This is a genomic window from Vibrio sp. A11 (assembly GCF_013048705.1).
In the GTDB taxonomy this organism is placed as follows: Bacteria; Pseudomonadota; Gammaproteobacteria; order Enterobacterales; family Vibrionaceae; genus Vibrio; species Vibrio metschnikovii.
Window position 1 is genome coordinate 1 of the sequence record NZ_VHSI01000009.1, and the last position, 26,325, is coordinate 26,325.

Annotated in this window: 20 protein-coding genes and 1 pseudogene; 11 read left to right on the forward strand and 10 right to left on the reverse strand. The window is 46.0% G+C overall.

Annotated features, from left to right (window positions below; translation table 11 throughout):
- Nucleotides 1-90: pseudogene (locus tag FKQ60_RS17805) on the forward strand (RNA-directed DNA polymerase); the annotation flags it as partial.
- A 127-nt stretch (nucleotides 91-217) separates the two neighbouring features.
- On the opposite strand, the gene FKQ60_RS10590 reads toward FKQ60_RS17805, so the two are convergent.
- Complete coding sequence (locus FKQ60_RS10590) at nucleotides 218-2,209, reverse strand: bifunctional metallophosphatase/5'-nucleotidase (protein WP_170906493.1); 1,992 nt, start codon at nucleotides 2,207-2,209, stop codon at nucleotides 218-220.
- A gap of 227 nt (nucleotides 2,210-2,436) precedes the next feature.
- Here FKQ60_RS10590 and panE point away from each other — a divergent pair, with 227 nt between their 5' ends.
- On the forward strand, nucleotides 2,437-3,324 hold the full coding sequence (panE, locus tag FKQ60_RS10595) for a 2-dehydropantoate 2-reductase (RefSeq protein WP_170906494.1): 888 nt from the start codon (nucleotides 2,437-2,439) through the stop codon (nucleotides 3,322-3,324).
- Complete coding sequence (locus FKQ60_RS10600; protein WP_161438218.1) at nucleotides 3,324-3,923, forward strand: DJ-1 family glyoxalase III; 600 nt, start codon at nucleotides 3,324-3,326, stop codon at nucleotides 3,921-3,923. The genes panE and FKQ60_RS10600 overlap by 1 nt, the downstream gene beginning before the upstream one ends.
- A 2-nt stretch (nucleotides 3,924-3,925) precedes the next feature.
- On the opposite strand, the gene csdE is transcribed toward FKQ60_RS10600, so the two are convergent.
- From csdE to FKQ60_RS17810, 4 genes are all read right to left on the reverse strand, one after another.
- The gene (gene csdE, locus FKQ60_RS10605; RefSeq protein WP_170906495.1) at nucleotides 3,926-4,357 is read right to left on the reverse strand and encodes a cysteine desulfurase sulfur acceptor subunit CsdE; all 432 of its coding nucleotides are present in this window, start codon (nucleotides 4,355-4,357) and stop codon (nucleotides 3,926-3,928) included.
- Nucleotides 4,358-4,431: 74 nt separating this feature from the next.
- Complete coding sequence (gene tcdA, locus FKQ60_RS10610) at nucleotides 4,432-5,241, reverse strand: tRNA cyclic N6-threonylcarbamoyladenosine(37) synthase TcdA (protein WP_170906496.1); 810 nt, start codon at nucleotides 5,239-5,241, stop codon at nucleotides 4,432-4,434.
- An 87-nt stretch (nucleotides 5,242-5,328) separates the two neighbouring features.
- Nucleotides 5,329-6,432 (reverse strand): murein transglycosylase A, encoded by a 1,104-nt coding sequence (mltA, locus tag FKQ60_RS10615; RefSeq protein WP_170906497.1) that lies wholly within the window; start codon nucleotides 6,430-6,432, stop codon nucleotides 5,329-5,331.
- A 71-nt stretch (nucleotides 6,433-6,503) separates the two neighbouring features.
- On the reverse strand, nucleotides 6,504-6,911 hold the full coding sequence (locus FKQ60_RS17810) for a DUF2850 domain-containing protein (RefSeq protein ID WP_040904658.1): 408 nt from the start codon (nucleotides 6,909-6,911) through the stop codon (nucleotides 6,504-6,506).
- Between the two features lie 238 nt (nucleotides 6,912-7,149).
- Between FKQ60_RS17810 and argA the strand changes: the two genes are divergently transcribed.
- Both argA and FKQ60_RS10630 read left to right on the forward strand, forming a co-directional pair.
- The gene (argA, locus tag FKQ60_RS10625) at nucleotides 7,150-8,487 is read left to right on the forward strand and encodes an amino-acid N-acetyltransferase (RefSeq protein ID WP_040904660.1); all 1,338 of its coding nucleotides are present in this window, start codon (nucleotides 7,150-7,152) and stop codon (nucleotides 8,485-8,487) included.
- A gap of 251 nt (nucleotides 8,488-8,738) precedes the next feature.
- On the forward strand, nucleotides 8,739-8,915 hold the full coding sequence (locus tag FKQ60_RS10630) for a hypothetical protein (RefSeq protein ID WP_004395889.1): 177 nt from the start codon (nucleotides 8,739-8,741) through the stop codon (nucleotides 8,913-8,915).
- 75 nt (nucleotides 8,916-8,990) lie between these two features.
- On the opposite strand, the gene recD is transcribed toward FKQ60_RS10630, so the two are convergent.
- The 4 genes from recD to FKQ60_RS10650 all read right to left on the reverse strand — a co-directional run bounded on the left by recD (nucleotide 8,991) and on the right by FKQ60_RS10650 (nucleotide 19,377).
- A complete protein-coding gene (recD, locus tag FKQ60_RS10635) occupies nucleotides 8,991-11,144 on the reverse strand; it encodes an exodeoxyribonuclease V subunit alpha (protein ID WP_170906498.1) in 2,154 nt (717 codons plus the stop codon).
- Nucleotides 11,141-14,755, reverse strand: coding sequence for an exodeoxyribonuclease V subunit beta (gene recB, locus FKQ60_RS10640; RefSeq protein WP_170906499.1), 3,615 nt, complete (start codon nucleotides 14,753-14,755; stop codon nucleotides 11,141-11,143). Before recB ends, recD begins: the two co-directional genes overlap by 4 nt.
- Before the next feature lie 99 nt (nucleotides 14,756-14,854).
- Nucleotides 14,855-18,304, reverse strand: a complete 3,450-nt coding sequence (gene recC, locus FKQ60_RS10645) for an exodeoxyribonuclease V subunit gamma (RefSeq protein ID WP_170906500.1) — start codon at nucleotides 18,302-18,304, stop codon at nucleotides 14,855-14,857.
- Nucleotides 18,305-18,405: 101 nt separating this feature from the next.
- Nucleotides 18,406-19,377, reverse strand: coding sequence for a TDT family transporter (locus FKQ60_RS10650; protein WP_170906501.1), 972 nt, complete (start codon nucleotides 19,375-19,377; stop codon nucleotides 18,406-18,408).
- 107 nt (nucleotides 19,378-19,484) lie between these two features.
- On the opposite strand from FKQ60_RS10650, the gene FKQ60_RS10655 reads away from it, so the two are divergent.
- The 3 genes from FKQ60_RS10655 to dapD all read left to right on the forward strand — a co-directional run bounded on the left by FKQ60_RS10655 (nucleotide 19,485) and on the right by dapD (nucleotide 21,983).
- Entirely contained in the window at nucleotides 19,485-20,375 is an 891-nt protein-coding gene (locus FKQ60_RS10655) for a LysR family transcriptional regulator (RefSeq protein ID WP_161438228.1), read from the forward strand.
- A gap of 90 nt (nucleotides 20,376-20,465) precedes the next feature.
- Entirely contained in the window at nucleotides 20,466-20,759 is a 294-nt protein-coding gene (locus FKQ60_RS10660; protein ID WP_004395895.1) for a YebG family protein, read from the forward strand.
- 192 nt (nucleotides 20,760-20,951) lie between these two features.
- A complete protein-coding gene (dapD, locus tag FKQ60_RS10665; protein WP_170906502.1) occupies nucleotides 20,952-21,983 on the forward strand; it encodes a 2,3,4,5-tetrahydropyridine-2,6-dicarboxylate N-succinyltransferase in 1,032 nt (343 codons plus the stop codon).
- Between the two features lie 103 nt (nucleotides 21,984-22,086).
- Here the strand turns inward: dapD and FKQ60_RS10670 are convergent, their stop codons facing one another.
- Nucleotides 22,087-23,187 carry a GNAT family N-acetyltransferase/peptidase C39 family protein gene (locus FKQ60_RS10670; protein WP_170906503.1) on the reverse strand — a complete coding sequence of 367 codons (1,101 nt, stop codon included), beginning with the start codon at nucleotides 23,185-23,187 and terminating at the stop codon, nucleotides 22,087-22,089.
- An 82-nt stretch (nucleotides 23,188-23,269) separates the two neighbouring features.
- Between FKQ60_RS10670 and FKQ60_RS10675 the strand changes: the two genes are divergently transcribed.
- From FKQ60_RS10675 to FKQ60_RS10685, 3 genes are all read left to right on the forward strand, one after another.
- Entirely contained in the window at nucleotides 23,270-24,721 is a 1,452-nt protein-coding gene (locus tag FKQ60_RS10675; protein ID WP_004395898.1) for a RimK family protein, read from the forward strand.
- A gap of 86 nt (nucleotides 24,722-24,807) precedes the next feature.
- Nucleotides 24,808-25,743: a zinc transporter ZntB gene (locus FKQ60_RS10680; RefSeq protein WP_170906504.1), complete on the forward strand. Its 936-nt coding sequence runs from the start codon at nucleotides 24,808-24,810 to the stop codon at nucleotides 25,741-25,743.
- 13 nt (nucleotides 25,744-25,756) lie between these two features.
- Nucleotides 25,757-26,308: a gamma-glutamylcyclotransferase family protein gene (locus FKQ60_RS10685; protein ID WP_170904535.1), complete on the forward strand. Its 552-nt coding sequence runs from the start codon at nucleotides 25,757-25,759 to the stop codon at nucleotides 26,306-26,308.
- The last annotated feature ends 17 nt before the right edge of the window (nucleotides 26,309-26,325 follow it).

Here is a 26,325-nt window from a genome sequence, read left to right on the forward strand (position 1 = left end):
TTGGGGTTATACTCATTGTTGGAAGGGTATGAAACATTGAAAATCTATTCGGAACCGCCGTATGCGATCCACGCTTGTACGGTGGTGTGAGAGGACGGCGGGAGTGATCCCGCCTCCTACTCGATTTGCAGCGATGGTTTGACATTTCTGATTGATAGCTACAAAAAAGCGGCTCTCCTAAAAAGCCGCTTTAATAATGGCTGAATCTGAATCAAGATTAATTAACTCGATTCAACGTCACGACTGGGTAATCCAACGCTTCTAATACAGGTTGTTGTTCTGCGATATACTTAACCACAGCACGCGCATCGGTATTACACACGACATTATCCGCCTTACAATTGAGTTCATTGCCTTGATAGCGTACTTGATAACGCCCAGCGGCTTCTTCAATGTGACTGACTGGGAAAGCGGTCAAATTACCATCGACATAAGCAAAATCGACTCGACCAGATTGCTCTTTTTGTGCTTCAAATAATGGTGTCCAACCATCATTACCGGTCGCGTTGTAGCTATTCATCGCCACATTGTAGATTTTATTATCCTCTAATGGGCTCCAGATTGGCTCATTCAATGTACCGGTATTAACTTCAATTAAACTGAGAGTCCCTGCTTGGTGTTGAACGGTTTCATCAAACACATAACGCAAGTTACCCCCATACGGGAATTTCCCTGCATGAGCGGTAGGCGGCAACGTTTCACTGACGGTTTTCGCGATCAACGCTTTAATTACCGAACCTTTCACTGGCACAATCGACATAAAGTTAGCAAAAGGCAACATTTCTAACGTCACGTCCCCTTCACGGTATTCCCCTTCAGCAATATTGGTGCGAATGCCACCGGCTCCGGTCAGTGCAAAGTCGGCTTTCATTCCTGTCAATCGCACGACTTCATCGCTCGCCGCCCAATAATATTGTCCCAATGCGACAATCGGTGCGACTCGCGAGCCGTGTTGATCAGAGTTATTATCGCCTGGTCGACGAGCATGGCGAATTTCCTGTGGCACATTGGCGATCACATCACCATACGCTTTCTCAACCGCAGGCTTGTATTGTCTATCGATATGAGCACGCAATGCGGCTTCTTCGGCGGCTACTGCAATGTTACGCTGACGCTCAATAAAACGGAGGGCTTTACTGCGTTCATCGTCGCTAAAGGCACTCTCTTGCTGACGATTAGCTTGATGATAAAACTCGTCGTTGGTCAGCAAAGTATTATGGCCAGCACACGAAATCAGTTCGCCGTCACTATCAAACGCGACCGTCGTTTTACCAATCGCTTGCGCAAACTCTCCGGCTTGAACGACACAAGTTTTACTGGTGCCATTCGGGTTAGTGACTAACTGAGCATAAATACCGTTATTGCCCAAACCTAGATTGGTAAAATCACCCAACAGTGAGTGAGAGTGACCACCAACAATCAAATCAATCCCATTCACTTTACTGGCAATGTCTAAATCAATCGCATTACCGACGTGGGTGACGGCAATGATGTTCTTAATACCCAGTGCTTGCAGTTCATCAACGGTCGCTTGCGCAGATTTAACCATATCAAAAAATTGAACGTCTCCAGTATTCGGAGCAATATTAGGCATATCATCCAATGCTAATCCGAAAACCCCTACCAACGGCTTATCGGTTGGTAATTGGCTCATATCATCAAAACGCTGTTTCGTATAACCATCGAACGCGTACACGACATAAGGTTTTAGATTGGTTTGATCTTTTAAATCTTTATCTAAACTAGTATCAATATTGGCAGCAAGAACGGGAAAGTTGATCCGATCTAAAAATGCATTCAGTTTTTGGTTATTTAAATCAAATTCATGGTTACCTAGCGCCATAGCGTCGATACCCATTCGGCTCAGAATATCCGCATTCATCAGCCCTTCATTCAATTTAAAGTACGCGCTACCCTGCCACGCATCACCGCCATGTAAAAACAGCATGCTTTGATTGTTTTTTTCAGCTTGTTCACGGTAGGTATTGGCTTTGGATAAAATGCGTGGATGGCCGCCAAATTCGTTGTACACACGCTGTTGATTGATATAAAAGCTTGAACGAACCGCATCAAAACTGGAGTGGGTATCATTAATATGGGCAATAGTCAGTTCAAAGGCCGCTTGTTCGGCACTCTCTTTATCTGTTTGACTGCATCCTAATAACGCCAGAGTGATAGTACTGGCGAGTATGGCATATTTAAATTGCATAAACTTATTTCCTTATTTCGCTTAAAGTCACAGAGCCGCTGTAATTTACCGGAAAAAACATTAAAATTCCGTGATATCACAGAGATTATTTAGCTCAACCATTCTATTCAAGGTTTGAATAAATGATTAATTGGTCCACTAGCGCTGACTGCCGATTCGTTTTTTATCGCCATCATCTGCTACTATAAGCAAACAAGCATCATCCGCCCTAACTACAGGTAAACTTGATGAATATCGTTATATTAGGCCCTGGTGCAATCGGACGTTTATGGGCTTATCAATTACATAAATCTGGCCATCAAGTCGCCTTATGGGGAACCCAGCCAGCGGGAGAGCGTTGCCTTATTCTGGATGATCTGCCGCCGATCACTCTCGCTTATAATCAACCAGCGACTCTTGAACAGGCTGACTTACTGCTCGTTTGTGTTAAAGCGTGGCAAGTAGAAACCGCCTTGCTTCCTTTGCTCGATAAGCTTGCTCCACAAACTATATTACTGTTTATTCATAATGGGATGGGGGCACTCGACACACTCACAGAGCGGCTCTCTGATTATCCACTACTGATGGCAACCACCACTCATGGGGCGTTAAAACAGGGCGCACATCATGTGATGCACACCGGACAAGGCACCACCCAATTAGGCGCCGTCAACGCTCAAGGTGAGCGCTGTGATTTTTTGGTTGATGTTCTCAACCATGCCTTCTCCCCCGTCTTATGGACAGAGAATATTCACCATGCTTTATGGCAAAAGTTGGCCATTAACTGCGCGATCAATCCGCTGACTGCGATCAATAACTGTCGTAATGGTGAGCTAATGAAAGCTAATTATCAGCCATTAATCAAAAGCTTAATTGCAGAGATCGTCAGTGTCATGCAAGCCGAGAAAATTCCTGTGGATCAACAAGCGTTGAGCGAGTCTATTTGCCGAGTGATTGAAGCAACCAGCGACAATTACTCCTCAATGCAGCAAGATGTTGCCCATCAAAGGCCAACCGAGATAGACTTTATTACTGGTTACGTCATAAAAAAAGCGGCTCAGCATGGTTTAGCGGTTCCCGTGAACCAGAGCCTTTATCGACACATTCACTCACTACAACAACGTTGGACACCTTGATGACAAAACGCATATTAGTTCCCATCGCTCCCGGAACGGAAGAAATGGAAGCCGTGACCATTATTGATATTTTGGTTCGAGCGAATTACGACGTAGTGGTCGCTAGCGCGGATTTTTCAGGTCAACTAACGATGAAAGCCTCACGCGGCGTGACCTTAACAGCAGATTGTAAGTTAGTGGATGTGGCTGATGAAGAATTTGCGGCGATCGTACTACCGGGTGGCCTTGGCGGAGCAGAAGTATTTCGTGACAGCACTTTACTGGTGGAAATCGTCAAACAGCAAAAATACGATGGCCGCTTAGTCGCGGCTATTTGTGCAACCCCTGCCGTGATGTTAGAACATCACCAACTTTATCCAAAGGCGATCATGACTTGTCACCCAAGCTTACAAGAACGTATCCCAGAGCAACGCTGGCGTAATCGCCGAGTGACCTTTGATGTTAATCATAACCTATTAACCAGCCAAGGGCCGGGAACGGCATTGGAGTTTGCAATTGAAATTATTGCTCAACTTTCAGGCAAACAACGAGCCAAAGAGGTTGCTCTCCCCCTGATCCCACTGCCGCAATTGCATTACGATAAACAGGAAGAAGCGTAGCCTTAGGCAATTTCTGTGCGTATTTTTTCGACAATCGCTTTCAGGCCATTACCACGAGAAGGGCTGAGATGGTCAAGTAATCCCAAATCGGAAAAATACGCATCCATATCAAAAGCCATTATCTGCTCACCAGTTTTGGCGTTTAATGCCGCTAAAACCACAGCAATCAAGCCACGTACGATACGCGCATCGGAATCGGCGTAAAATAACCAGCCATCCTGTTCATCTTGCTCGCTGACTAACCAGACCTGACTTTCACATCCGGCGACAACGGCTTGATCACTTTTTAAACTCTCCTCCATAACAGGCAATTGCTTACCCCAGAGGATCAGCTGCCGATAACGCGCTTCCCAACCTTGTAATGACTGCATAGTGGCAAGAATGTGCGCATCAGTAATAGTGAGACCAAACGGATGGTTAGGCAAACTGGACATCAATAATATCTCCGCAACGAATGATGAGTTAAAGGTCTCGACACTGCAGCAACTGACTCAATTGCTACAGAAATTTAAGCTGAATGTTTCTGGATAAGTTTATCAATGATCCGGGCAACCGCGACAAAACCAAAGGTTGCCGTCACCACGGTTGCGGCACCAAATCCAGTGGCACAATCCATACGCTTAGGCCCTTCCGCGCTTGATTTAGCGGCGCACACCGTACCATCCGCTTGAGGATATTTAAGTTGCTCGGTAGAAAACACGCACTCAATGGCAAATTTACGTGCCGGATTAGTTGGAAAATGATGATCACGACGCAAGCGATCTTTAAGCTTTTTCGCTAAAGGATCTTGAATGGTTTTCGTTAAGTCAGCGACTTTAATCTGGGTCGGATCCGTCTGACCACCAGCACCACCAATAGTAATCACCTTGATTTTATTGCGGCGGCAATAAGCCAACAGAGAGGCTTTAGCGGATAAGCTATCAATCGCATCCAACACATAATCCATACTGTCATTGAGGTACTGAGCTTGATTTTCAGCGTTGATAAAGTCATCAATCAGATTGATTTTACAGTCTGGGTTGATCAATGTCACTCGCTCAGCCATGACCTCAATTTTGCTTTTGCCTATCGTGCCCGTCATTGCATGGATTTGACGATTGATATTGGTGACACAGACATCATCCATATCGATCAGTGTCAGTTCGCCAACACCAGAGCGAGCCAGAGCTTCTACTGCCCATGAACCGACACCACCGATGCCAATCACGCACACATGTGCGGCACGCAAAATCTCCACTTGGCGATCACCATACAAACGGCGAGTACCGCTAAAACGCTGATTGTAATTGTCTGAGGCAGGCGTATCGAGTTCACGCATAACAAGCATCCACACTGTATAAAAGAGGCAAAAAGAAAGAGTGCGATTTATACGCACTCTTGATAAAAAAGTCTAGGCTGTGTCGTGTTATTGTCGTTTTTCAGGCGGTAAGGCCCAAGGCGCTTGTGTCGCAGAGTTTTCCAATCCCAGCTTCCATACTCGGCCAAAGTGCTTGTAATGCCCCGCTTCAATACCAGCGCGATACCCCATGCCGTGGTATAAATCGAGATGATTTTGCTTCACTGCGCCGCCGGTATCAAGCACGATTAATAAACGTAACTGGTGAACCCCTGACCAGCTTCCATCGGCATTCAGTAAAGGAACTTCTGCTAAAATAGGCGTGCCCATCGGTAAAATGGAGCGATCCCCTGCTACCGCAGCCATTGGCAATAGAGGGATACCCGCGCTGCCAGTGACTGGAGCGGCAGCACTGGGGCGGAAAAAGACATAAGAAGGGTTTTGCTCTAATAACTCGCGTACCGTCGGTTCATCATTCGCCAGCACCCACTCTTTAATCGCTTTTAATGACATATTGGCGCGCTCAACCAAACCTCGTTCAATTAAAATGCGGCCGATACTGACATAAGCTTTATTATTTTTACCGGCATAAGCAAAGTATTCGAGCGTGTCATCATCTTCAAAATGAACAAAACCGCTGCCTTGTACTTCCATAATAAACGGATCGATTAAGTTGGCCGCATAACCAATTTCTAAGCCTTGCCCCGCTAAAGCCCCTGCGTAGATTTCTGCTCGGGTTGGACAGTTATCGCTACAATCCGGTAGAGCGTACACCGGATAACGATAGACTTCATCGGCGGTATGGCGCAGTTCCATCACTGGTGAAAAATAACCCGTAAAAAGAACATTACCTCGTTTGTCTCCTCCGCCCATTTGCGCGGTTTGCACACCGAATTGCGCCAGATCAGCGGGATCGCCGCTTTGCATCGCCCACTCATTAAGCTTTTCATACAAAGGTTGATAGATCGCCGCCATAGAAGGCGAATTAATCACCACTTGCTCACTTTGTGCGGCAAACTTAGAAAAATCACGCGGGGTATTGGAATGGAGCAGCTCAACCTGATTTAAGATATGAGGAAATTGATCATCAGTATATTGTTGCGCGCGGTCGGTCGGCTGAGCACAGCCAAACAGAAGCGCTAACGTAGCACAAGAAAATAATCGTTTTATCACTGGGAGTTATCCATGTTGGGTTTCATCAAAAAGCATGACAAACTCCACAGTGAAGCGCAATGGCTGAATTGTTAACGAAGGTTTTTTTGATGCTTTCCTGACAATTGAAACGTCGGGTTATAATGCGCTTTGGAGACTAGCCGCATTTCTGTGTATTCATCATTGAGCATCCGATATTCCATCTTTTGATCGCCGATATAAAAACTCAAATGCCGCCCGTTAAAGTCATAATGGGTTGTCACCATACGTCCATCAATCATAATCGCATCCGCTTGGACATAAATTCTTTGCGCGGCATACGGCGCGACATTCTGCTCTATCCACAATCCATAAATATCACTTTTTGATGGTGAAAAAGAGTCTGCTAGGCGATTAAACACTTGGCTATACAGCAAAATAACCACCGAGACGCCCAGTACTACCGCGAGGATTAAGATTCGCTCTAACCATTTTTTATTACGGGTTGAATTCGTGTTCACTTTCTTATTCTCTCATCATCAATGAGTGATTCCAAACCTAACCAATAAGAGTCTCTCGTTCATCACTTCCCTTGGAGATGTTAGCGTAGAACTACGTAACGACACCCCAAGAGATGGCTAAATCTTTTTATTGACTAAACCCATAACAAATAATCTCCCTATTATCGATAAAACCGCTTGTTAATAGGTGAATAAAAAGTCATTATTTAGACATATTTAAACACCTCGGTATGATAAAGTGAAAATTCGTAGCACAGCCTTAGTCAAAGGATTTAGACAATCCGCGCCTTATGTTAACGCTCATCGCGGTAAAACCATGGTGGTCATGATTGGCGGCGAGGCAATAGCAGATAAAAACTTCGCTAATATTATTAGCGATTTAGCCTTACTGCATAGCCTTGGCGTTAAAATAGTATTGGTTCACGGTGCTCGTCCACAAATCAATCAAATTTTGCAGACTCACCAACGAACCACCCCCTACCATAAAGGTATTCGCGTGACTGACGAAGAAGCGTTAAGGTTGGTTATGCAAGCCGCTGGACAATTACAACTAGCGATTACTGCTCAATTATCCATGAGTCTCAACAATACGCCAATGGCTGGCACCCAACTTAACGTCGTAAGTGGTAATTTTGTTATCTCTCAACCATTAGGTATAGACGATGGTGTTGACTATTGCCACAGCGGTCGTATTCGTCGCATCGATATTGACAGTATTAATCGTACCCTTGAGCATGGATCGATTGTGTTACTGGGGCCTATCGCCAGCTCAGTCACTGGCGAATGTTTTAATCTGTTATCCGAAGAGGTCGCGACTCAAGTCGCGATTCGCCTTAAAGCCGATAAGTTAATCGGTTTTTGCTCTGAACAAGGCATTATTGATGAGCAGGGCAATGCGATTGCCGAGCTGTTACCCAATGAAGTCGAACACATTGTCGAGCGTTTAGAGTCATGTCCTGTTGCAAAAAGTGAGGACCCAACAGGGACCTTACGTTTTCTGCGCGCGGCGATTGCCGCTTGTCGAGCTGGCGTACCACGCAGCCATTTGATCAGCTACAAAGACGATGGCGCACTGATTCAAGAATTGTTCTCTTTTGATGGCATTGGAACTCAAGTAGTGATGGCGAGTGCCGAACAAGTCCGTCAGGCGAGCATTGATGATATTGGTGGTATTTTTGATTTGATTCGTCCATTGGAAGAGCAAGGCATTCTCGTGCGCCGCTCTCGCGAACAACTCGAACAAGAAGTACATAAATTTACCATTATTGAAAAAGATCGCTTACTGATCGGCTGCGCCGCTCTTTACCCCTATCCTGATGAAAAAATGGCAGAAATGGCTTGTGTGGCTATTCACCCTGAATACCGTGATGGCAATCGAGGGTTACTGTTACTCAACCATATGAAACATCAAGCAAAACAAATGGGTATTCAACGTTTATTTGTATTAACTACCCACAGCTTACATTGGTTTAGAGAACAAGGCTTTATTGAGGTCGGGGTCGAATCCCTCCCAGTGGCTAAACAAAGTTTATATAACTACCAACGTCGCTCAAAGATTTTAGTCTTGCGTTTATAGTCCAAGAATAGCCAAGGTACGGCGCGCCCCAAAAAATAGCAACGAACTGCATATTCATTGCACAGTAAATGAACGCTTTATTTCTGTGTAGATTATGGGTAGAATCCGCCTCCTGATGAGATCTGTACAATTAATATACAGATCTCGTCCATACCCTCAATGCTTCAGGAAACCAATGCTTGAGGGTACGACCTAACCATCGGTATGCAAGGATTGCTTTTACGACCACACGTACTTAAGAGCAACAATTGATGAAAACTGTTATTTGTAACTCATTACAAAGCTTTTGGGATATGGCCGATAACCAGTTCCTTGAAGGTCACGCGGTACACTGCGTATTTCCAACCAGCGACCAACTTCGTGCTTTTATCCTGAGCTCTCAAAGCCGCTATAAAATCAAAAACATTACCTTTACTCATGCCTTTTAGCGCGTTTGGCTTACCCTTTATGATGCAGATTGTGGACGGTAAGCCTAGGGTCTGTTGACCTTTCGCGATAACGGATTAAGAGACGGTTAATTTAGCCACTAAACCACTGGCACGCTCCGTTTTTAACTGAACCGCGCGTTTCATGATCGGTAAATCACTCAAGAGGATTAATCGTTTTTTCGCACGAGTTACTCCAGTGTAGATCAACTCGCGAGTTAAAATAGGACTAAAATCAGGCGGTAAAATCAGTAACGTTAGGTCAAATTCACTGCCCTGGGATTTATGTATGGTCATGGCATAGGCGGTTTCATGTTCAGGGACGCGGCTCGGTAAAATCGCCTTTACACTGCCATCAGGTAATTCAAAATAGACCTTCAAACGGGGTTCGTCTTCACTCCTGTCTAATATGCATAAACCAATATCGCCATTGTATAAACCTAAGCTGTGATCATTACGAGTGACCATCACGGGTCGGCCGTGATACCAAAGCTCATCTTGCATATCAATCAAGCGACGCGCCGCGAGTGCTCGCTCGATGCGTTGATTTAAGCCATTCACCCCAAAATCCCCTTCACGGACTGCGCACAAAACACGACACTGATTGAAACAATCCAGCGCCGCTTTCGCTTGTTGGGCCTGCGTTTCTGGCGCAGCGCTAGAGGGATCAATCATAACGCGCTCAAGACGACGTAAATAGTGACCATACTCTTCAACCACTGTTTGCAACATCTGATTATACTGGTCGCTGGTGAGTGGATGATGAGTAATGTCGCCATAATCCCGTTTTAATACCTCATCGACCGCGCTCGGTTGGCCACGATTGATCGCTTTAGCCAACTGACCAATGCCAGAGCGTACATCAAAGCGATAGCTTTTTTGCAACATGCATAAACTGTCAGCGATAGGGTTGACATTCGCTTGCGAATGTCCGGTGAACCCTTGATAGCCGGTTAATGCCGATAGTTGTTCACTTTGCGAACGACTGTATCCTAAGGCCAAAAACGAACAAATATCCCCCAACACCGCCCCTGCTTCCACAGACGCTAATTGATCTTTATCGCCTAATAAAATTAAACGGGCGTGTTTAGGCAGCGCTTCGATCAGTTTCACCATCATGGGTAAGTCCACCATCGAAGCTTCATCAACCACTAAAATATCAAGATGCAGCGGGTTGCGCTGATGGTGACGAAATTCCACGCTGTGAGGGATCGGACCGAGTAATCGATGTAACGTACTTGATTCACTAGGGATCGCGGCTTTTAGCGCCGGCTCAACCGCTAACTCAGCCACGGCTTTACCAATCGACTCTGTTAAACGTGCTGCAGCTTTGCCAGTCGGCGCAACAAGCTTAATACTAGGCATGCTACCGTTTTGCTGAGCTTGAGCGATTAACGCGGCGAGTAATTTGGTGACCGTGGTGGTTTTTCCCGTCCCCGGCCCTCCGGATATCACCGCAAAACGACGCGTAAGCGCCACCGCGGCCGCCACTTTCTGCCAATTAATACAAGCCTGTTGCGGGATCAGCGTATCTAAGTGGATCAGATCTTTCACGTGACGAGCTGCGCTGACTACAGAATCAATCGCACTCCAATCCAATTCTTGCGGACTCACCACATCCAGAAAGTCACACACCAGCTGTTGGCGAGTTAATGGTGTCGCAATGGCAGACTGTGCCAGCAAAGCCTCAAGTAACCGATGGTATTGACGAGCAAATAAGCCATCGAGCAGCGTTTTCAGCTTTTGGACATCAGTAGGCTTTAAGCTCATCGGTGACCCAAAGCTCAGTAAACGCTGCGCTAAGGTCACTTCATAGTACCAATAACGATGCAGATAAAGACGCTGACCATCAAACATTAACGGGACCGCTTCCCCTTGCTGACCAACCAAACTTGAACGCTGCAAAACCCCAAGCCAATTTATGGCTTGCAACTGCTGATTAACCACCAACGCAGCATCACCAAATAAACCTAACTTGGCACTAAAATCAGCCGCTGTAAGTAGCAAGGGCTCAGAATCAGTAGGGTTTTCACGCCATAAGGGTAAACAAATATGCCCCTTAGCTAACTCAACACTGACCACTCCGGCAATAAAACCAAGTACTTGGCTATCTTCATCGCCTAATTGATCTCGGCTCTTTTCAGCAATAAAACGGGCAAATTGATAATCCAGTTGCCGCACCGTGCCTTGTTGTGCCAACTGCTGTAGTGTGCAGAGCAAAGAGTCACTCATAAATCTAACTCCATTTGTCCCACCTCTGTCGTGCGAGTTTCCAGTGTTTTACCATCGATTAACGCATCTATCTCAGTCAGTAATTCAAGGCTCGGCTTAGTTGAGAAAATACCGTGCTCCGAATGACCATCAATACCGCGTAAAAAAAGATAATACACGCCGCCAAAATGACGCTGATAATCATAATCGGCGAGACGACTACGCAAAAATCGATGCAGCGCTAATGCATAAAGCTGATATTGCAGATCATAACGATGCTCGACCATCGCCGCTTTTAAACGCTCGCCATGATAAGCACCGATCTCATCTCCAAGATGATTGGATTTCCAATCCAACAAATAATATTTACCTTGATGTTCAAATACCAAATCAATAAAACCTTTGAGCATGCCTTGTACAGGATAAAACCCCAGTTCCCCAGCCTTAGCGGACAAGGGATCATAGCGTTGAATTATTCGATTTAAAGCGGGAGCGCTCAGCACTTCGACCGGTAATAAAAACTCCATTTCCACCAATCGTTGTTGGGCGGTTTTTTGATTCAAGCGTAATGCTTTTCCATCGAGCGGCGTAGCTAATACGGTATCAACTAACTGTTGTAAAACCGGTAACCACTCAAGCTCAATGTGCTCTCGTTCCATCAATTCAATGATTCGTTGCTGATTCTCATCGCTGCTGGCCGATTCGGTAAACTCAACCTCTTCAAACAAACTGTGTAAAAAGGTTCCCGGTGTCGCGCCGCGGGGAAAAGTAAAAATAGAGCGTTCTGGTTCCAGTAATAGAGCTTGATTCTGTTCATCGCCCGAATCGATATCAAAACCGGATATTTCCAAGCTCGCCTCATCATAAGCCAGCTTGCTCGAATGTTTTACCAACGCCGAGTAACTGGTCAAACGCCAATGGCGATCGATATGCGTATGCAAAGTCTGAGCTTTCAAGATCGGTTTCTCCGCCACCAACGCCGTGAAAGGTTCGCCCTGTGGTGGCGGAGGAGCGGTGACCACAATAGCATCCCTTACTTGCGCGTTAAGCGCCGAATGGAGCTCGGCAATACCCGCCTCTTGACCATTTTGCAGTAAATAACCAATCGCACTTAAGTGAACGCCTGTCGGCTCTTTAGTCGAGCGGCCATTACGCAGCGGTGCCAAGCCAATAAAACAACCATACACCGCGCGAGTCAAAGCTACGTAGAGCAAGCGTAGGTCTTCAGCCAGCCGCTCTTTATCCGCTTGCTCAAGCGCTGCCGAGCTGTCAGTAATATCGAGCACGGTTTGATCGTTGACTGAATCATAATACTTACCTTTGCTGGCCTCTCGATAGCCAGCCACAAACGGCAAAAAGACTAAGTCATACTCCAATCCCTTCGATTTATGAATGGTGACGATTTGTACTAAGTTTTGTTCCGACTCTAAACGTTGAATCTGCTCATCTCGACCACCGATCCCTTGCTCGGCATCACTGATCGCCTGAGCCAACCAACGCAACAGGCCGTGATCACTCTCTATCTCTTGTCGTGCCTGCTGAAGTAGCTCACCGATGTGCATGAAATCCGTCAGTAAACGATCGCCATTCTGCTCTTCCAACCAACGTTCGGCGAGATGACGCTTACTCATCACACTGCGCAGCATCGGCAATACACCACGTTCAATCCACAGTTGTCGATAGGCTTTAAACTCATTGACTGCGTTTTCCCAAACCACTTCGTCATTGTTGAGTGCATCTAGGCTGGCAGCATCGAAAGCAAATAAGGGCGACGCTAAACAGGCGCGCAAAGTACGATCATCGTCTGGGGTTAATACCGCTTGCAATAGGCGTTGGAGATCCTGCGCGACATCACTGCTAAAAACGCTATCACGATTTGAAAGATAAACACTGGCAATCCCTTGTTCGGCGAGCGCTTGTTTGATCATCCGCCCTTCGTTACCCGTACGCACTAATACAGCAATATCGCCAGCTTGAACTATTTTTTGGCCTTTGCCCGTTTCAAAATACGCTTGATGGTGCTGCGCCGCACTCAAAATGGTTTGAATGTGACTCGCACACGCTTTAGCCATACAGGATAGGTATTCATTTTTTGGAAGTGGCTTATCGGCCTCTTGCAGCCAGTAAGTTAATGCCGGTTGACTCAGCCCGTTAAGTAACCATTGTCGCTTATCCGCATTCGGGCTAGCGGCAACAGGCAAAAACGGAATGTCTTGATCATACATAAAAGGGCTAGCAGATGAGCTAAATAACTGGTTAACCGCGCTCACCATCTGCGCACTAGAGCGCCAGTTAGTGCCTAACGTGTAATGCGCACTGACCTGCTGACGAGCTTTGATGTACGTGAAAATATCCGCCCCCCGAAAACCATAAATCGCCTGTTTCGGGTCGCCAATCATCAATAAACCACACTCTGCTTTGGGGAGATAAATTCGGCTGAAAATGCTGTATTGCAGCGGATCGGTATCTTGAAACTCATCAATCATCGCTACTGGATAAAGTGTGCGAATCCGCTCAGTCAGTAAACCAAGCTGATCGTGATCAATCGCCGCCGATAACTGAGTTAACAGATCATCAAACGATAACCACTGTTTTTGCGCTTTGGCTTCAGCGAGCCGCTCTCGACAATGGAGGATCGCGTGGGCCAATAATGGCGCAGCTAAACTGATCGGCGTTTGTAAAAACTGCTCAATAATCGTAAACAGAGCATGTTGGGGGGGATTGCCTTTTTTAGCTTTAGCCTCCAGCGCACTTTGAGCAAAGTCTGATAATTCACTGGGTAAATCGAACTGATGGTGAGGCTGATTTGCCCACACATTCAACAACTCTAGCCGTGTCAATAGCGCTTTTTTAGTCGCGGCATGTAAATCAGAGTCTTGAATCGATGAAGGGAGATCGCGACATGACGCCAACCATTGCTGTTTCAAATCAGCAATCCGTGATAAGCCATCGTGATAAAGTGCCGTTAAATCACCCTTCATGGCTTCAACCGATAGCGTTAGCGGAGCCCCCGTTAAATAACCACCAATTTTATCCAATAAGGCTTGTGGCGAGGGCCACAAACGACGGACTTCGGCCGCCAGGTTCAATGGTAATGGATAAAACTGACGACGCCAATAATCGGCCACGACTTGCGCTTTCAACTGGCTTTCATCGGTGACAAATTCGTTACTAAATCGGCTTCCTGATTCAAAGGCATTTTGCGTCAGCATCCGCTGACAAAAACCATGAATCGTATAAACGGCGGCTTCATCCATTTGTCGTTCGGCTTGCAGTAATACTTTTGCGACCCCAGGTCGATCGGCATAATCGGCCAACAAACCTTGAATGACGGGATCATCACTAGAACCACGTAAAAAAGCGATTCGCGCCTGATGGATCCGCTGACGAATGCGATCGCGCAATTCAGCGGTTGCCGCTTCGGTAAACGTCACCACCAAAATTTGATCAACCGTCAGCGGCGTTGGATGACGAGTGTCTGCATTACCATGGCCCAGCAGCAAACGTAAATATAAAGCCGCAATGGTAAAAGTTTTTCCAGTTCCTGCCGATGCTTCAATCAATCGCGCGCCATGCAATGGAAAAGTAAGCGGATCTAACGGTGTCACCACCGCTGGTGAAGTGATACTCATAACTCGTTAACCTTTGAATGCACGGGTGTGTACCAGCACACCGATGTAAGACGAAACCCCAATAACGATCTAAACGTAAGCTGGCTTTGCATCATCCGATTAATGCTCAACATCTGCCGCTTGCTGAGCCGCAAGTCTGGGTCCTTGAATGACTAAACTGGCCAATAACCGGACTTGCTCAGCTAACTCTTCATGCCATTGTGGCCAAATACGCGCAATATAAACATTACTGCCTTCACCACGAGTCATATAGCCATCATGAAAAGTCTCCGCCATTTTTTTCAGTGATTTTTCGCGATCATCGATCCACTTTCCACGGCTAAACCCCGCTTCAATACTGGCTAATGCGGTATTAGGAAAATACGCCAACGGTTCGGTCATGCCTTGATAAAATAAACGCACTAACTCCGTCAGTAATGCCTTGGCGTGATCGGCATCCGCGATGGGGGGATAAACCCAATGCTGCACGCCTTGTTTGCGATCGTAACCAATCACATGAGTCGGTTTATTGATTCCCATTGCGGCAAGAGCAAGATGATCGATCCACGCCGCGAGATAATGCTGAGCACGAATCGCACCACTGCGATAACGCATTAATCCAGCTTGATAATTCTTAGTCAGCCAGCCAGTCAGTTGAACCGATTTGCCCTCACCGAATAAATCAAAACGCAGATTGAGCTCTTGATCATCAAGTGGTGAGTGACATAAGAAACCGATTTTCTCCGCTAGCGCTTGAGCTTGTGCACGATTGGTCTCAAATTCTAGCTCGCCAAAGGCACCGATCGGTAATTTACCCTGCGCCCGCTGCTCAACCAATACACGTTCGATCGCATGTTCAGAATTCGGCTGCTCAAGAAAAACATCAAGGAGTTGATCGCGTAATTGATAACTCTCTAGCCCATCCAAAGTAAAAGGCTCTGCATCTTCCATCACTGGCTGCGGCGCTTCAAAGGTGACTTTCAGTCGGCGATTAAAAAAGTATTGCACTGGCAAACGCCAAAAACGTTGTAGCTCTACAAGCTCTAAATTCAGAGGATATGTTGCCTCAATTAAGTAATCACTGAGCGCACGATTAAATTCACCACGGGATTGTCCCTGACGATTAGCCGCAGGTAGCCACTCTTTAGCGTAACTGCCGGGTTGGGTCAAAAATGCGTCTGGACTGAACGGGACCATGGCATGAGTTGTGGTTAACGCATCAACCAATCGTTCCGCCGACCGATCACTGCTCAACGATTGATCGCCCTGCAAGCAGTAATTTTGTTGGCAATACTCCATTAACTCTGCGACTAAAACTGAAGGGACACGTTCAGTATTGTCTTGAATCGAACGACCAACGTAACTGATGTACAACGTTTTTTGTGCCGAGAGCAACGCCTCTAAAAATAGGTAGCGATCATCATCTCTCCGCGAGCGATCCCCCGCTCGTGGACGTCCATTGATTAAATCAAAACCATCTTTCGGCATGGTTCGCGGATACACACCATCGTTCATGCCCAATAAACACACCGTTTTAAAGGGGATCGATCGCATCGGCATTAAGGTACAAAAGTTCACTTGTCCTGCCAAAAAGCGCTGGCTGACTCGTGTACCTAATAATTTGTTGCGTAGATACTGGATGATGATACTCGGTGCCAGTGCTTGATCGTATTTAGCATCCGCCAGTTGTTGTTTTAATTGCGCTAAGGTATCGCGAATCGATTTCAGCGCCAGCTCACCTTGCAGATCAACCACAAAAAAGTCATCCAGTAGCTCCCCTAACAGCGCTCGCCACTGTTCAATACTCTGAGTGTTGGCGAGCCGCTCACGGTAATCACTCACTCTCTGAATAAAATGCGCCAATTTGCCCGCCAGATCCGCATTCAATCCTTGCACTTCATTGTAAGGCGCTAAAGCCAGTTCGCCTTGCTCAAATAAGCCCGCAGAGGGCGGCATGGCATAACCGAGTAACATCCGCTCAACGCCAAATTGCCAAGTATTTTGTTCGGTTGGCGGCAGTTCAAATTGATCTGCCGTACGAGCATTTAGCCCCCAGCGAATCCCAGACGCTTCTACCCATAATTTTGCTTGCGCGAACTCTTGCTCATTAAGCGCAAACTTAGCCATCATCGCTGGCGTTTCGAGTAACTCCAGTAACTCTGAGGCTAAGCAACGTGATTCTGGCAAACTAACCAAATGCATAAATGCACTTAAGATAGGACTTTCTTGATCGGCTGTGCGATCTGAAATGGCATAAGGGATATAACGCTCACCAGGCGCATTGCCAAATACGGCGCTAATCGCTGGACTATAGGCATTGATATCCGCCACCATAACAATAATGTCACGCGGTTTTAAATCTGGATCAGCATCAAACATGGCCAGCAGTTGATCGTGCAAGACTTCCACTTCTCGCATTGGACTATGGCAGACATGAAGCGAGAGAGAAAAATCATCAACCTCGATGATCTGTTTGTGCAGGCTATTATCAAGTTGCTGATCATCTTGATGTTCTTCTAAATGCAAAATATCCGCTTGCAGATGATGCAGTAAACTATCCCGAGCAGGGGCCATAAACAGCTCCAGCTCTTCGCAATCCAATAGCGACAGCAAATAGAGATTATCACGGCCCAATTTGCCCATCGAGGCTAATAAACCATTGCCGACCGAAGCTTCGTTATGCTGCTCATCAACAAGATTCGCTTCAATGCCTCCTTTCAGTGGCGATCGCTGACCTTCAACGTGGATTGCATTGGCTTGTAACGCTAAAGTTTTACGCTGTCGACTGTCCAGCTTAGCGAGGGTTTTTCGATCGCGAATATCCCCCCAATAGTGCTGACAAGGGTTGGTAAACATTAGGTGGACATCTATCTGCTCACCTAATGCCTTTAGTGCATCAAGATAACGGGGAGGAAGAGAGGCGATACCAAAAATAAATAACCGCTTGGGTAACAGACGGGTATCTAATGCCCCCTCTGCCAATTGCTCAATAAAGCTTTGATACAGATTGCCACGATGATAATGGGACTGACCTTGATAGACAGTGTCTTGATATAAGGCTTGCCACAATATTGGCTGCCAAGGATGCTCGTCATCGAGTTCTTTAACGACCTCCCCCGCTTCCCACTGAGCGATCCAATCCGGACGATACACCAAATAACCATCGAAAATATCGGCAATTTTCTCTGCCAATTGGTATAGCTTAGAGTGATCGTCGTCTTGCTCAAGATAGCGTTGCAGGGCAGTGAATTGTGGATGAGTGAGTAGGTTTGGCAGCAGACGCATTAACTTCCACGTCATTGCTTCTTTATTAAATGCACTGCGCTGTGGTACCTGAGGCAAGACTTGGGTAAACATCTCCCAAATAAAACTGGCCGGTAATGGAAACTCAAGATTCGCAGCCACTCCCAGCTCTTTGGCTAACGCCATCTTTAGCCATTGCGACATGCCCGAGCTTTGTACCAAGATTTTTTCTTTGTCAAACGGGTGCGCTAACGGGTCGTTTTTGATCAACTGCACTAACAGCGTTTTGAGGATTTCAACGTTATTCGAATGATAAACGGTAAACACAATGCACTCACACTACTCTGCCCTTAATGAAGGTTCAGAGTAGCATAAGTGCCGTTAACTGGATAATTTTCCTCGGGTCTGCTAACCCTAATGCATGACGATTATCCCGCCTGACCAGCCAATGAACGAGCTGGAAAATAGAACATCAAGTAACGTAGCGCTACGTATCCAACCACCACGGTCGCCACGATCAGTTCAAAGCTGGCAAGGGCATGTATCTGCTGTACATAGTGAGGGGCGATATTTACGCTTTCCATCCAATGAGCGGTTTTAAACAGCGCCGTGGCACCAATCACCATTGGAAAGGTAAACGCGGCATAACCTGGGCTAAAAGGTAAACGCAGTAATTGAGTGAACGCGAGGTAAATAATCGCCGTCATCAACACCGCAATACCAAACAGTAAAGCAATGATCACCGGGGAAGGCTCAGCGGTAACCGTTAAATAACCCGCCAAAGAGAGACTCGCTGGCGCTGCCAAGATCGCTAAGGTGGGTTTAGCCGCATCTGGCACTTGATGGGTAAACATGAAACGATAAATCATCATCGGTAACATTACCGCATAAGCCAACATACCAAAGATTAAGGTTACATGAGCAATCGGAGCCAATAGCGGGTTACCAGAAAATGACACGTCAGCCACAATGATCCCCACGGGTGGCACGAACCAACTCGGCACCATATGATGCAGTTCAAACGCTTTAGCACGATGATAAACAAAGCTCACCAAGAAAATGACATGCAGCAACACCGCCAGTAACCACAGTCCATCACCGAAAAATGGTGAAAATTGGCCCACCGAATGAGACACCACCATACACGCCATCGCAAAAGTCGGCACGACGCTGCCCACCACTGGGTGCGCCAAATCTTGGCGGAGTAAATGATTATGCAAAAGAAACTTAAACGCTAAAACAATCAATAACACACTGGCTAGCGCAGCGCCAAGCCACTGACCGTAGCCTTGTAAATTGGCAAGGTTTTCCCAGCTCCAACCTAAACTGGCAATACCTAATGCCAATCCTGCCATGGGAGTGGGCGCTCCCATCACTTTTGTTTTTGCTGCTTGAATCATACTCACCTCAACACGGCTTATTATCGCAATACGCGCATGATACCCTTGCTTAATGTTTGAATATATCTGATTATTTATAACCTACGTTCGATAAAACTAAACAACCTATGGCCAGCCCGATTTCGCTCAAACAACTCAATGTGTTTATGACCATCACCCAACACAAAACGCTAACCGAAGCCGCAGACGCTCTGTTTCTCTCTAAAGCAGCGGTGAGTTCAGCTTTAGCGGAATTGGAGAAACACTTAGGACATGCGCTGTTTGATCGAGTCAACAACCGGTTAATCCTTAATCAAGAAGGACAAAAACTATTGCCTTTGGCCGATGAATTGCTGGGACGCGCCAAAGATCTGCATCATCTGTTTGATCAGCAAAATACCCTCTCTGGGCAATTACGGATTGGAGCCAGTGACACGATTGGCAACCAGTTAGCGCCTTATTTAATTAGCGTCTTTCGCTCCCAATACGATCATCATGCACAAAGCCTATTTATTTCTAATTCAGCACTGATTTGTCAAAAACTGGTCGATTATGAGTTAGACGTTGCTTTAATCGAGGGCAAGACCCTGCATCCCCAATTGATTTCGCGTCAATTTGGTCAAGATGAAATGTGTATTATCTGCGCCCCTGATCATCCGCTCGCCAAAAAATCAACGTTAACGCTCAGCGATTTTGAACAGAGCCAGTGGGTGCTAAGAGAGGCCGGTTCTGGTTCTCGAGAATTTTTTATGCGCGTCGTTGCGCCGCGTATTGAGCAATGGCAAGAGAGTTTCGAGCTCAATACCACCGAAGCATTGATTAACAGTGTCTCAGCTGGATTAGGCCTCGGTTGTTTGTCACAGCTGGCGGCCCACTGCGCGTTACAAGATGGGCGAGTCAAGCAACTGACTGTCCCTCTCGATATGCAACGGCGTTTTTGGGTGTTGGTGCATAAAGAAAAGTACCAAAGTCCGCTGTTGAAAAGCTTTATCGCCTTTTGTCATCAATCCAATGCCTAGCCTCTCAGTTTGATGGCTTCATCTAGACTTTATTGAATAAAAACTGTATAAAAAGCCAGTAATTATTTAGCACAACATAGAGGATGAACCATGGCCGTCATCGTTAAGTACGTGGTGGAGCGCAACGGAGAAGAGAAAATGACTTTTACCTCGAAAGCCGAAGCTGATGCTTATGACAAAATGCTCGATATGGCAGATGAGCTGTTCGAATTATTAGGTAAAAGCGCTCTGATTGAAGATGAAAGTAAACAAGAAGAGTTAGCGCTGTTCTTGGCACAGAACAAAGAAGACGTGCTGGTCGCGCTCGGTGCCAAGCGCAAGCCTACGCCACCGAAAAAACCGAAAGCGGTCGAGAGTGATGACTCTGTCGACGATGCTGCTTAACTGACTCTGACCGCTGCCTAGCAGCGGTTTTTTATCCTAGAAAGGATATCTATCGCTAAAAAGACAGACGATATCGTTCGATGGACGGATAACGTATTGCACCTTTCCTCTGAATAAAACTCTCTTTAAGATAACAAATCATCTTACGGTCATTGACCACGAAATTGACACCACCAAAATGGAGAACTCATAATGGCGAATTTTGCCCTAGGCTTTGGTACGGCCACACTCAATCGTGACGGAAAAATCATTGAGGCATTTTTCCCTCATCCAGTTCTAAATCCAAGTGATGATTTAATCAAAGTATTAGCTGATATTTGCAATTATCAATCGGGGAATCAAGTAGTTGAGATCTTACCAGAGCAATGCGGTCAACTGGCTCATGCCTTTGCGACTCATGGTCAAGCGGACAATGCCGCTTTTGCCAGCAAGGCCGCGCTGTCTACTCAACCACTGATTTTGGTGGTGCTCGCTAGCGATCAACAACCAAGCTCAATCGCTGAAGGCTTTTTAAAACTACAGCTTATCTCTCATCGTCTCGTGCAACCACACGGCACAGTACTGGATGGCATTTTTGGTCTATTGCATAACATTGCTTGGACCAATGAAGGCCCGATTGATTTGCCAGAGCTTGCCGAGCGTCAAATCGAAGCTCGCCTTGCTGGGCGTCAGTTAAACGTCGATTGCGTCGATAAGTTTCCGAAAATGGTCGATTACATTGTCCCAACGGGTGTACGTATTGCTGATACCGCTCGCGTTCGTCTTGGCGCACATGTTGGCGAAGGGACGACTGTCATGCATGAAGGTTTTATCAACTTTAATGCGGGTACCACAGGGGTTAGCATGGTGGAAGGACGAATTTCCGCTGGGGTTGTTGTCGGTAATGGCTCTGATATTGGTGGCGGTGCGTCAATCATGGGCACCTTATCTGGCGGCGGCAAAGTGGTGGTTTCGATTGGGGAGAACTCACTACTTGGCGCCAACGCCGGTCTTGGTTTCCCACTTGGCGATCGCTGCACGGTAGAATCCGGTCTGTACGTGACTGCTGGCACCAAAGTGCGCATGCTCGATAACCAAGGTCAAGAAGTTGAGATCATCAAAGCACGCGAGCTAGCAGGTGTCTCTGACCTGTTATTCCGCCGCAATTCGATCACCGGTCAAATCGAGTGTTTAGCCAATAAATCAGCGGTTGAGCTAAACAGTGAGTTGCATAGCAATAACTAAGTTTCATCCAATGAGTTCAACGGCTTAACCCGTTCGATTATCCAAACAAAGGCTAGCGTCAGCTAGCCTTTGTTATTGCACTATTGTTCGCTGATGAACCGAATTAACGGGCAATATTGGCTGGGCTAATCACCACACAAGCGGTTTGCTTTTGCTTACCAAAACCGATGATCTGAGACAGGGCTTTTTTACCAACCGGAACATACGCCGAAGCCATCGCATGCTGTTCAGATTCCGCATGAGGATCGTGGAAAAAGAAAAACTTTTCACTCATGCCACTTAAAATGATCCAATGAGGTTCTTTTTTGCCATCAAACCGATAGGTGCTAATCAACAATAATACGCAAGCCCCTTGTGTCACCCACGCTTCCAGTTGCTCCTGAGTGGGTGGAGCATCAATCATCGCCACATCTTGATGAGCCAGTTGCTCACAAAAATCCAGATGCACTAACTCAATCACCTGTTTTTTATTGAGGTCTCGGACACTATCAATGAAAGGGGTACTTTGTGATTGGCTCCATAACTCGACATGAAAACCTCGTTTCGCTGCTGCTAACGCTAGGCCTTGGCCACTACAGCCACCGTGCCCCGCCGCCATGAAAATCGTCGTCGCTTCTCGCCATAACTGAAGCTCTTGGGTGCGACTCAGTTCAAAAGAGGGTCGTAAACAAGAGAAACTCATCAATAAGCAAGCGGCACCACAGGTGAAGGGTGTGGTTTGCACATAAAGGGGCATCGGTAGCAAAATTTTAGGTCCATGAGGAGTCAAACGTTTTTGCATCCGACGACCATCACATAAATCGTCGTAATAGTGGATCAAACACTTCAAAGTGCGATAACCCATTTTTTCATATAATTTTATTGCGACTATATTGTCTTCACGAACTTCTAGCCGTAATGTAGTGAAACCTTGATCAAGAGCAGCACGCTCGCATTGTTCAACTAACGTTTGAGCAATCCTCCGTCCTCTGAAATCAGGTTTAACGGCAATCGAATACAACCTTGAGAGCTGTGTACCTTGATGAAATAGTAGCAATGCATATCCAGCTAACTCCGTACCGGAATCGGCGACAAAAATCACCGAATGGCTAGAATGTAAAAAACGCTTCATTTGACGAGGAGAAATTTTATCTCCATCAAACAGCTGTTGTTCTAACGCATTAAGCGCAGCGAGATCAGTACTTTTCGCAAGACGAAAGTCCATACGACGTCCTTACAGGATGAAAAGAGTGGTTGGCAAGATTGTGACTCAATAATAGACCTATTGATTTAGGAAGAATATAGCGATGGCAAACCTTTTAATCGTGACCGATCAGGCCAGTGACTGGCAACAGTATTTCCCTTCAGAACAAGTCGTCAGCGTTGATCAATATTTAGATGCTGACTGGAAAGCTTCACAGCGCAGCGTACAGGTGGTGAACCTTTGTCGCGATTATGATTACATGAGTACGGGATATTACTGCTCTCTGTTAGCTGAAGCCCGTGGACATCGAGTGATCCCACGTGTAATGGCAATTAACGATATTAACCAGCCGTTTTTACTGTCCTCTGGACTCTTAAAACTTAACAAGCTGTGCAAAAATATCGACTCTATCCACTGTAAAATCTACTTTGGACGCACACCAGAAGCTGGTCTAGAAAAACTGGCTCAGCGCCTGTTCGAACAGTTTATGGTGCCAGTAATTGAACTGAAAATGACCAAAATTCAGGGACAATGGCAAATTCACAGTATTGCGCCATTCCCTTTTCAAGATCTGCAAGACAGTGAACAAGATTTCTTCATTGAGTCATTAGAGCTGTTCTCAAGTAAAATCTGGCGCAGACCGAAACAAGAGAAGAAGTATCGCTACGATATCGCGATGTTGGTCGATGAAGAGGAGAAAATGCCGCCTTCCGATCCTTCTGCATTGAAGCGTTTTCGTCGCGCCGCCAATCGCTTAGGTATGAACTTAGAATTGATCTCCCCTGATGATTTGTCGCGTTTGGGCGAGTTTGATGGCCTATTCATTCGCGCCACCACTAATATTAGCAACTACACCTATCGCTTTGCGAAAACAGCGGAAAAAATGGGCCTGATCGTGATGGATGATTCAGAATCGATCATGAAATGTACCAATAAGGTATTTTTGACCGAGTTACTGCAACGTAATAAAGTTCCTGCGCCTAAGAGTGTTATCGTACAAGGGTTTGATAACGATTGGAAAAGCTACTTGATGGGACAACTGGATTTCCCTATGGTGCTGAAAATCCCCGATGGTGCTTTTTCTCGCGGTGTGGTTAAAGTTCGTAATGAGCAAGAGCTTGAAAAAGAAGCCAATGCGTTATTTAGCAAAAGCGCGCTGATCCTAGCTCAAGCTTTTATGCCGACTGATTTTGATTGGCGAATTGGCGTCATGAACCGCCAAGCGATTTATGCCTGTAAATACATGATGAGTCGTGGACACTGGCAAATTTATCAGCACCACAGCAGTGGCCGAGTCTCATCGGGTGGGTTTGAAACCTTCGATTTAAAGCAGGTGCCTAAATCGGTGGTGGATGTGGCGGTAAAAGCGGCAAACTTGATCGGTAGTGGTCTGTATGGCGTCGATCTTAAAGAGATCGATGGACAGGTTTATGTGATTGAAGTCAATGATAACCCGAGCATTGATCATCAAGTTGAAGATGCGATTCTCGGCGATCTGCTCTACGATCGTATCATGACAGAATTCTTACGCCGTATTCAGATGCGTGGTTTTTAGTTTATTCTGATTCGATGAACACTTTTCCCCAAGTGATGTTGATAACTCATCACTTGGGTTTATTTTATCAAGGACAAGGATTCTCAATGGATTTTCTTCTCGATCATTGGTCTTTTGCCACAACTCCTACGATACAACTCTCTCTGCATCCCCAAAAAATTGAAGCGGACCACTGGTACCACTGCCAACGAGATAAAGCTGGGTTGCGTGAATGGCTAATCGATAATGCCATTCCTCTCTCTATCGTCGATAGTTTACTCGCCGAAGATACTCGACCTCTATTTGAACAGTACGACGAACAGCATTTTCTGCTGATTCTACGAGGGGTTAATTTGAATGATAATGCCGACCCTTCTGATATGCTCAGCGTGCGAATTCTCTATTATCATGGCGCCTTAATTACCAGCCGTAAAATATCTTCAAAAACCATTAATTTAATTAGCCAAGCACTACAAAAAGGCAATGGACCGAAAAATCTTGCTGAGGTAATACTCGCCATCATTGATGGGCTGAGCAAAAATATTGATGATTATCTCGATACGGTGGAAACCAAAATTGCTCAATTTGAAAGTGAAACCGAACTGAGTGAGCAATTAATCCAAACTCATAAAGCGCTGCTAAAAATTAAGCGATTTATAAAACCTCAACAATACGCCCTTGAAGATTATCAAACCGGCCAAATTGCGATAGCCAAAAGCAAACAATTGAATTTACGTCATAGCGTAAATACCATTACTCGGATTAATGAAACCTTAGATTTTTTCCTGAGTGAGTTGGATATTATTAAAGGGGAATTGCGTCAGTATCACGCTGAAAAAATGAATCAAAACACTTACTTATTTTCAGTCATTACGGCAATTTTTCTACCTGCGACATTCCTGACTGGCTTACTTGGGGTCAATGTCGGAGGTATACCAGGCACCGACTCTCCTATCGCTTTTGGGGTCTTTTGTGCTGGTCTGCTTGCTATTTTTGTGATGGAATTTTGGATATTGCGCCGTTTGCGTTTTTTAACCAATTAAATGGGGACTCACTATGTATATTTTCGGTTACGGAAGCTTAATGAACTCAGCTTCGCGTCAACTGACAGGCCAAACCGGACAAGCGATTCCAGCGATTGTTCATGGTTTAGTGCGTTATTGGGGAAAAGTGGATGATAGCTATCTGATTTCACCTTTAGTGGTTAACCCGGGACAAGGCCAAGTGAATGGCGTACTGCTCGAAATCGATGAGGCTGGATTGGCTGAATTTGATCGCCGAGAACGTGGATATCAACGTATCGCACTTTCTCATCAACAAATAGACTGTCAGCATCCTCTTAAAACCGATCAAGCGATTTGGGTCTATGTCACCGAACAATATCAGCCCCCTTGTCCACGCAGTCCGATTGTCCAAACTTACGTTGATACCGTGCTCGCCGGGTGTTTGGAAGTTTCTGAGGCGTTTGCTCGCCATTTTGTCGAACATACCTTAGGCTGGCAAGCACCATGGGAAAATGATCGGTCCATGCCTAAATATGGCAACTTAGCCGGTGTCAACGCCACTGACCTTGAACACATCGATCAACTGATTGCTCAGGTTCGTTAAATATTCAATTCGCGCTT

What these genes read in the sequence shown, in the direction of transcription:
- FKQ60_RS10600 (WP_161438218.1), top strand. Translation starts at nt 3,324, where the DNA reads ATGACAAAACGCATATTAGTTCCCATCGCTCCCGGAACGGAAGAAATG.
- recB (WP_170906499.1), bottom strand. Translation starts at nt 14,755, where the DNA reads ATGAGTATCACTTCACCAGCGGTGGTGACACCGTTAGATCCGCTTACT.
- FKQ60_RS10630 (WP_004395889.1), top strand. Translation starts at nt 8,739, where the DNA reads ATGAAAACTGTTATTTGTAACTCATTACAAAGCTTTTGGGATATGGCC.
- FKQ60_RS10655 (WP_161438228.1), top strand. Translation starts at nt 19,485, where the DNA reads ATGGCCAGCCCGATTTCGCTCAAACAACTCAATGTGTTTATGACCATC.
- panE (WP_170906494.1), top strand. Translation starts at nt 2,437, where the DNA reads ATGAATATCGTTATATTAGGCCCTGGTGCAATCGGACGTTTATGGGCT.
- recD (WP_170906498.1), bottom strand. Translation starts at nt 11,144, where the DNA reads ATGAGTGACTCTTTGCTCTGCACACTACAGCAGTTGGCACAACAAGGC.
- dapD (WP_170906502.1), top strand. Translation starts at nt 20,952, where the DNA reads ATGGCGAATTTTGCCCTAGGCTTTGGTACGGCCACACTCAATCGTGAC.
- FKQ60_RS10675 (WP_004395898.1), top strand. Translation starts at nt 23,270, where the DNA reads ATGGCAAACCTTTTAATCGTGACCGATCAGGCCAGTGACTGGCAACAG.
- csdE (WP_170906495.1), bottom strand. Translation starts at nt 4,357, where the DNA reads ATGTCCAGTTTGCCTAACCATCCGTTTGGTCTCACTATTACTGATGCG.
- FKQ60_RS10670 (WP_170906503.1), bottom strand. Translation starts at nt 23,187, where the DNA reads ATGGACTTTCGTCTTGCGAAAAGTACTGATCTCGCTGCGCTTAATGCG.
- FKQ60_RS10685 (WP_170904535.1), top strand. Translation starts at nt 25,757, where the DNA reads ATGTATATTTTCGGTTACGGAAGCTTAATGAACTCAGCTTCGCGTCAA.
- FKQ60_RS10660 (WP_004395895.1), top strand. Translation starts at nt 20,466, where the DNA reads ATGGCCGTCATCGTTAAGTACGTGGTGGAGCGCAACGGAGAAGAGAAA.
- tcdA (WP_170906496.1), bottom strand. Translation starts at nt 5,241, where the DNA reads ATGCGTGAACTCGATACGCCTGCCTCAGACAATTACAATCAGCGTTTT.
- FKQ60_RS10680 (WP_170906504.1), top strand. Translation starts at nt 24,808, where the DNA reads ATGGATTTTCTTCTCGATCATTGGTCTTTTGCCACAACTCCTACGATA.
- FKQ60_RS10590 (WP_170906493.1), bottom strand. Translation starts at nt 2,209, where the DNA reads ATGCAATTTAAATATGCCATACTCGCCAGTACTATCACTCTGGCGTTA.
- FKQ60_RS10650 (WP_170906501.1), bottom strand. Translation starts at nt 19,377, where the DNA reads ATGATTCAAGCAGCAAAAACAAAAGTGATGGGAGCGCCCACTCCCATG.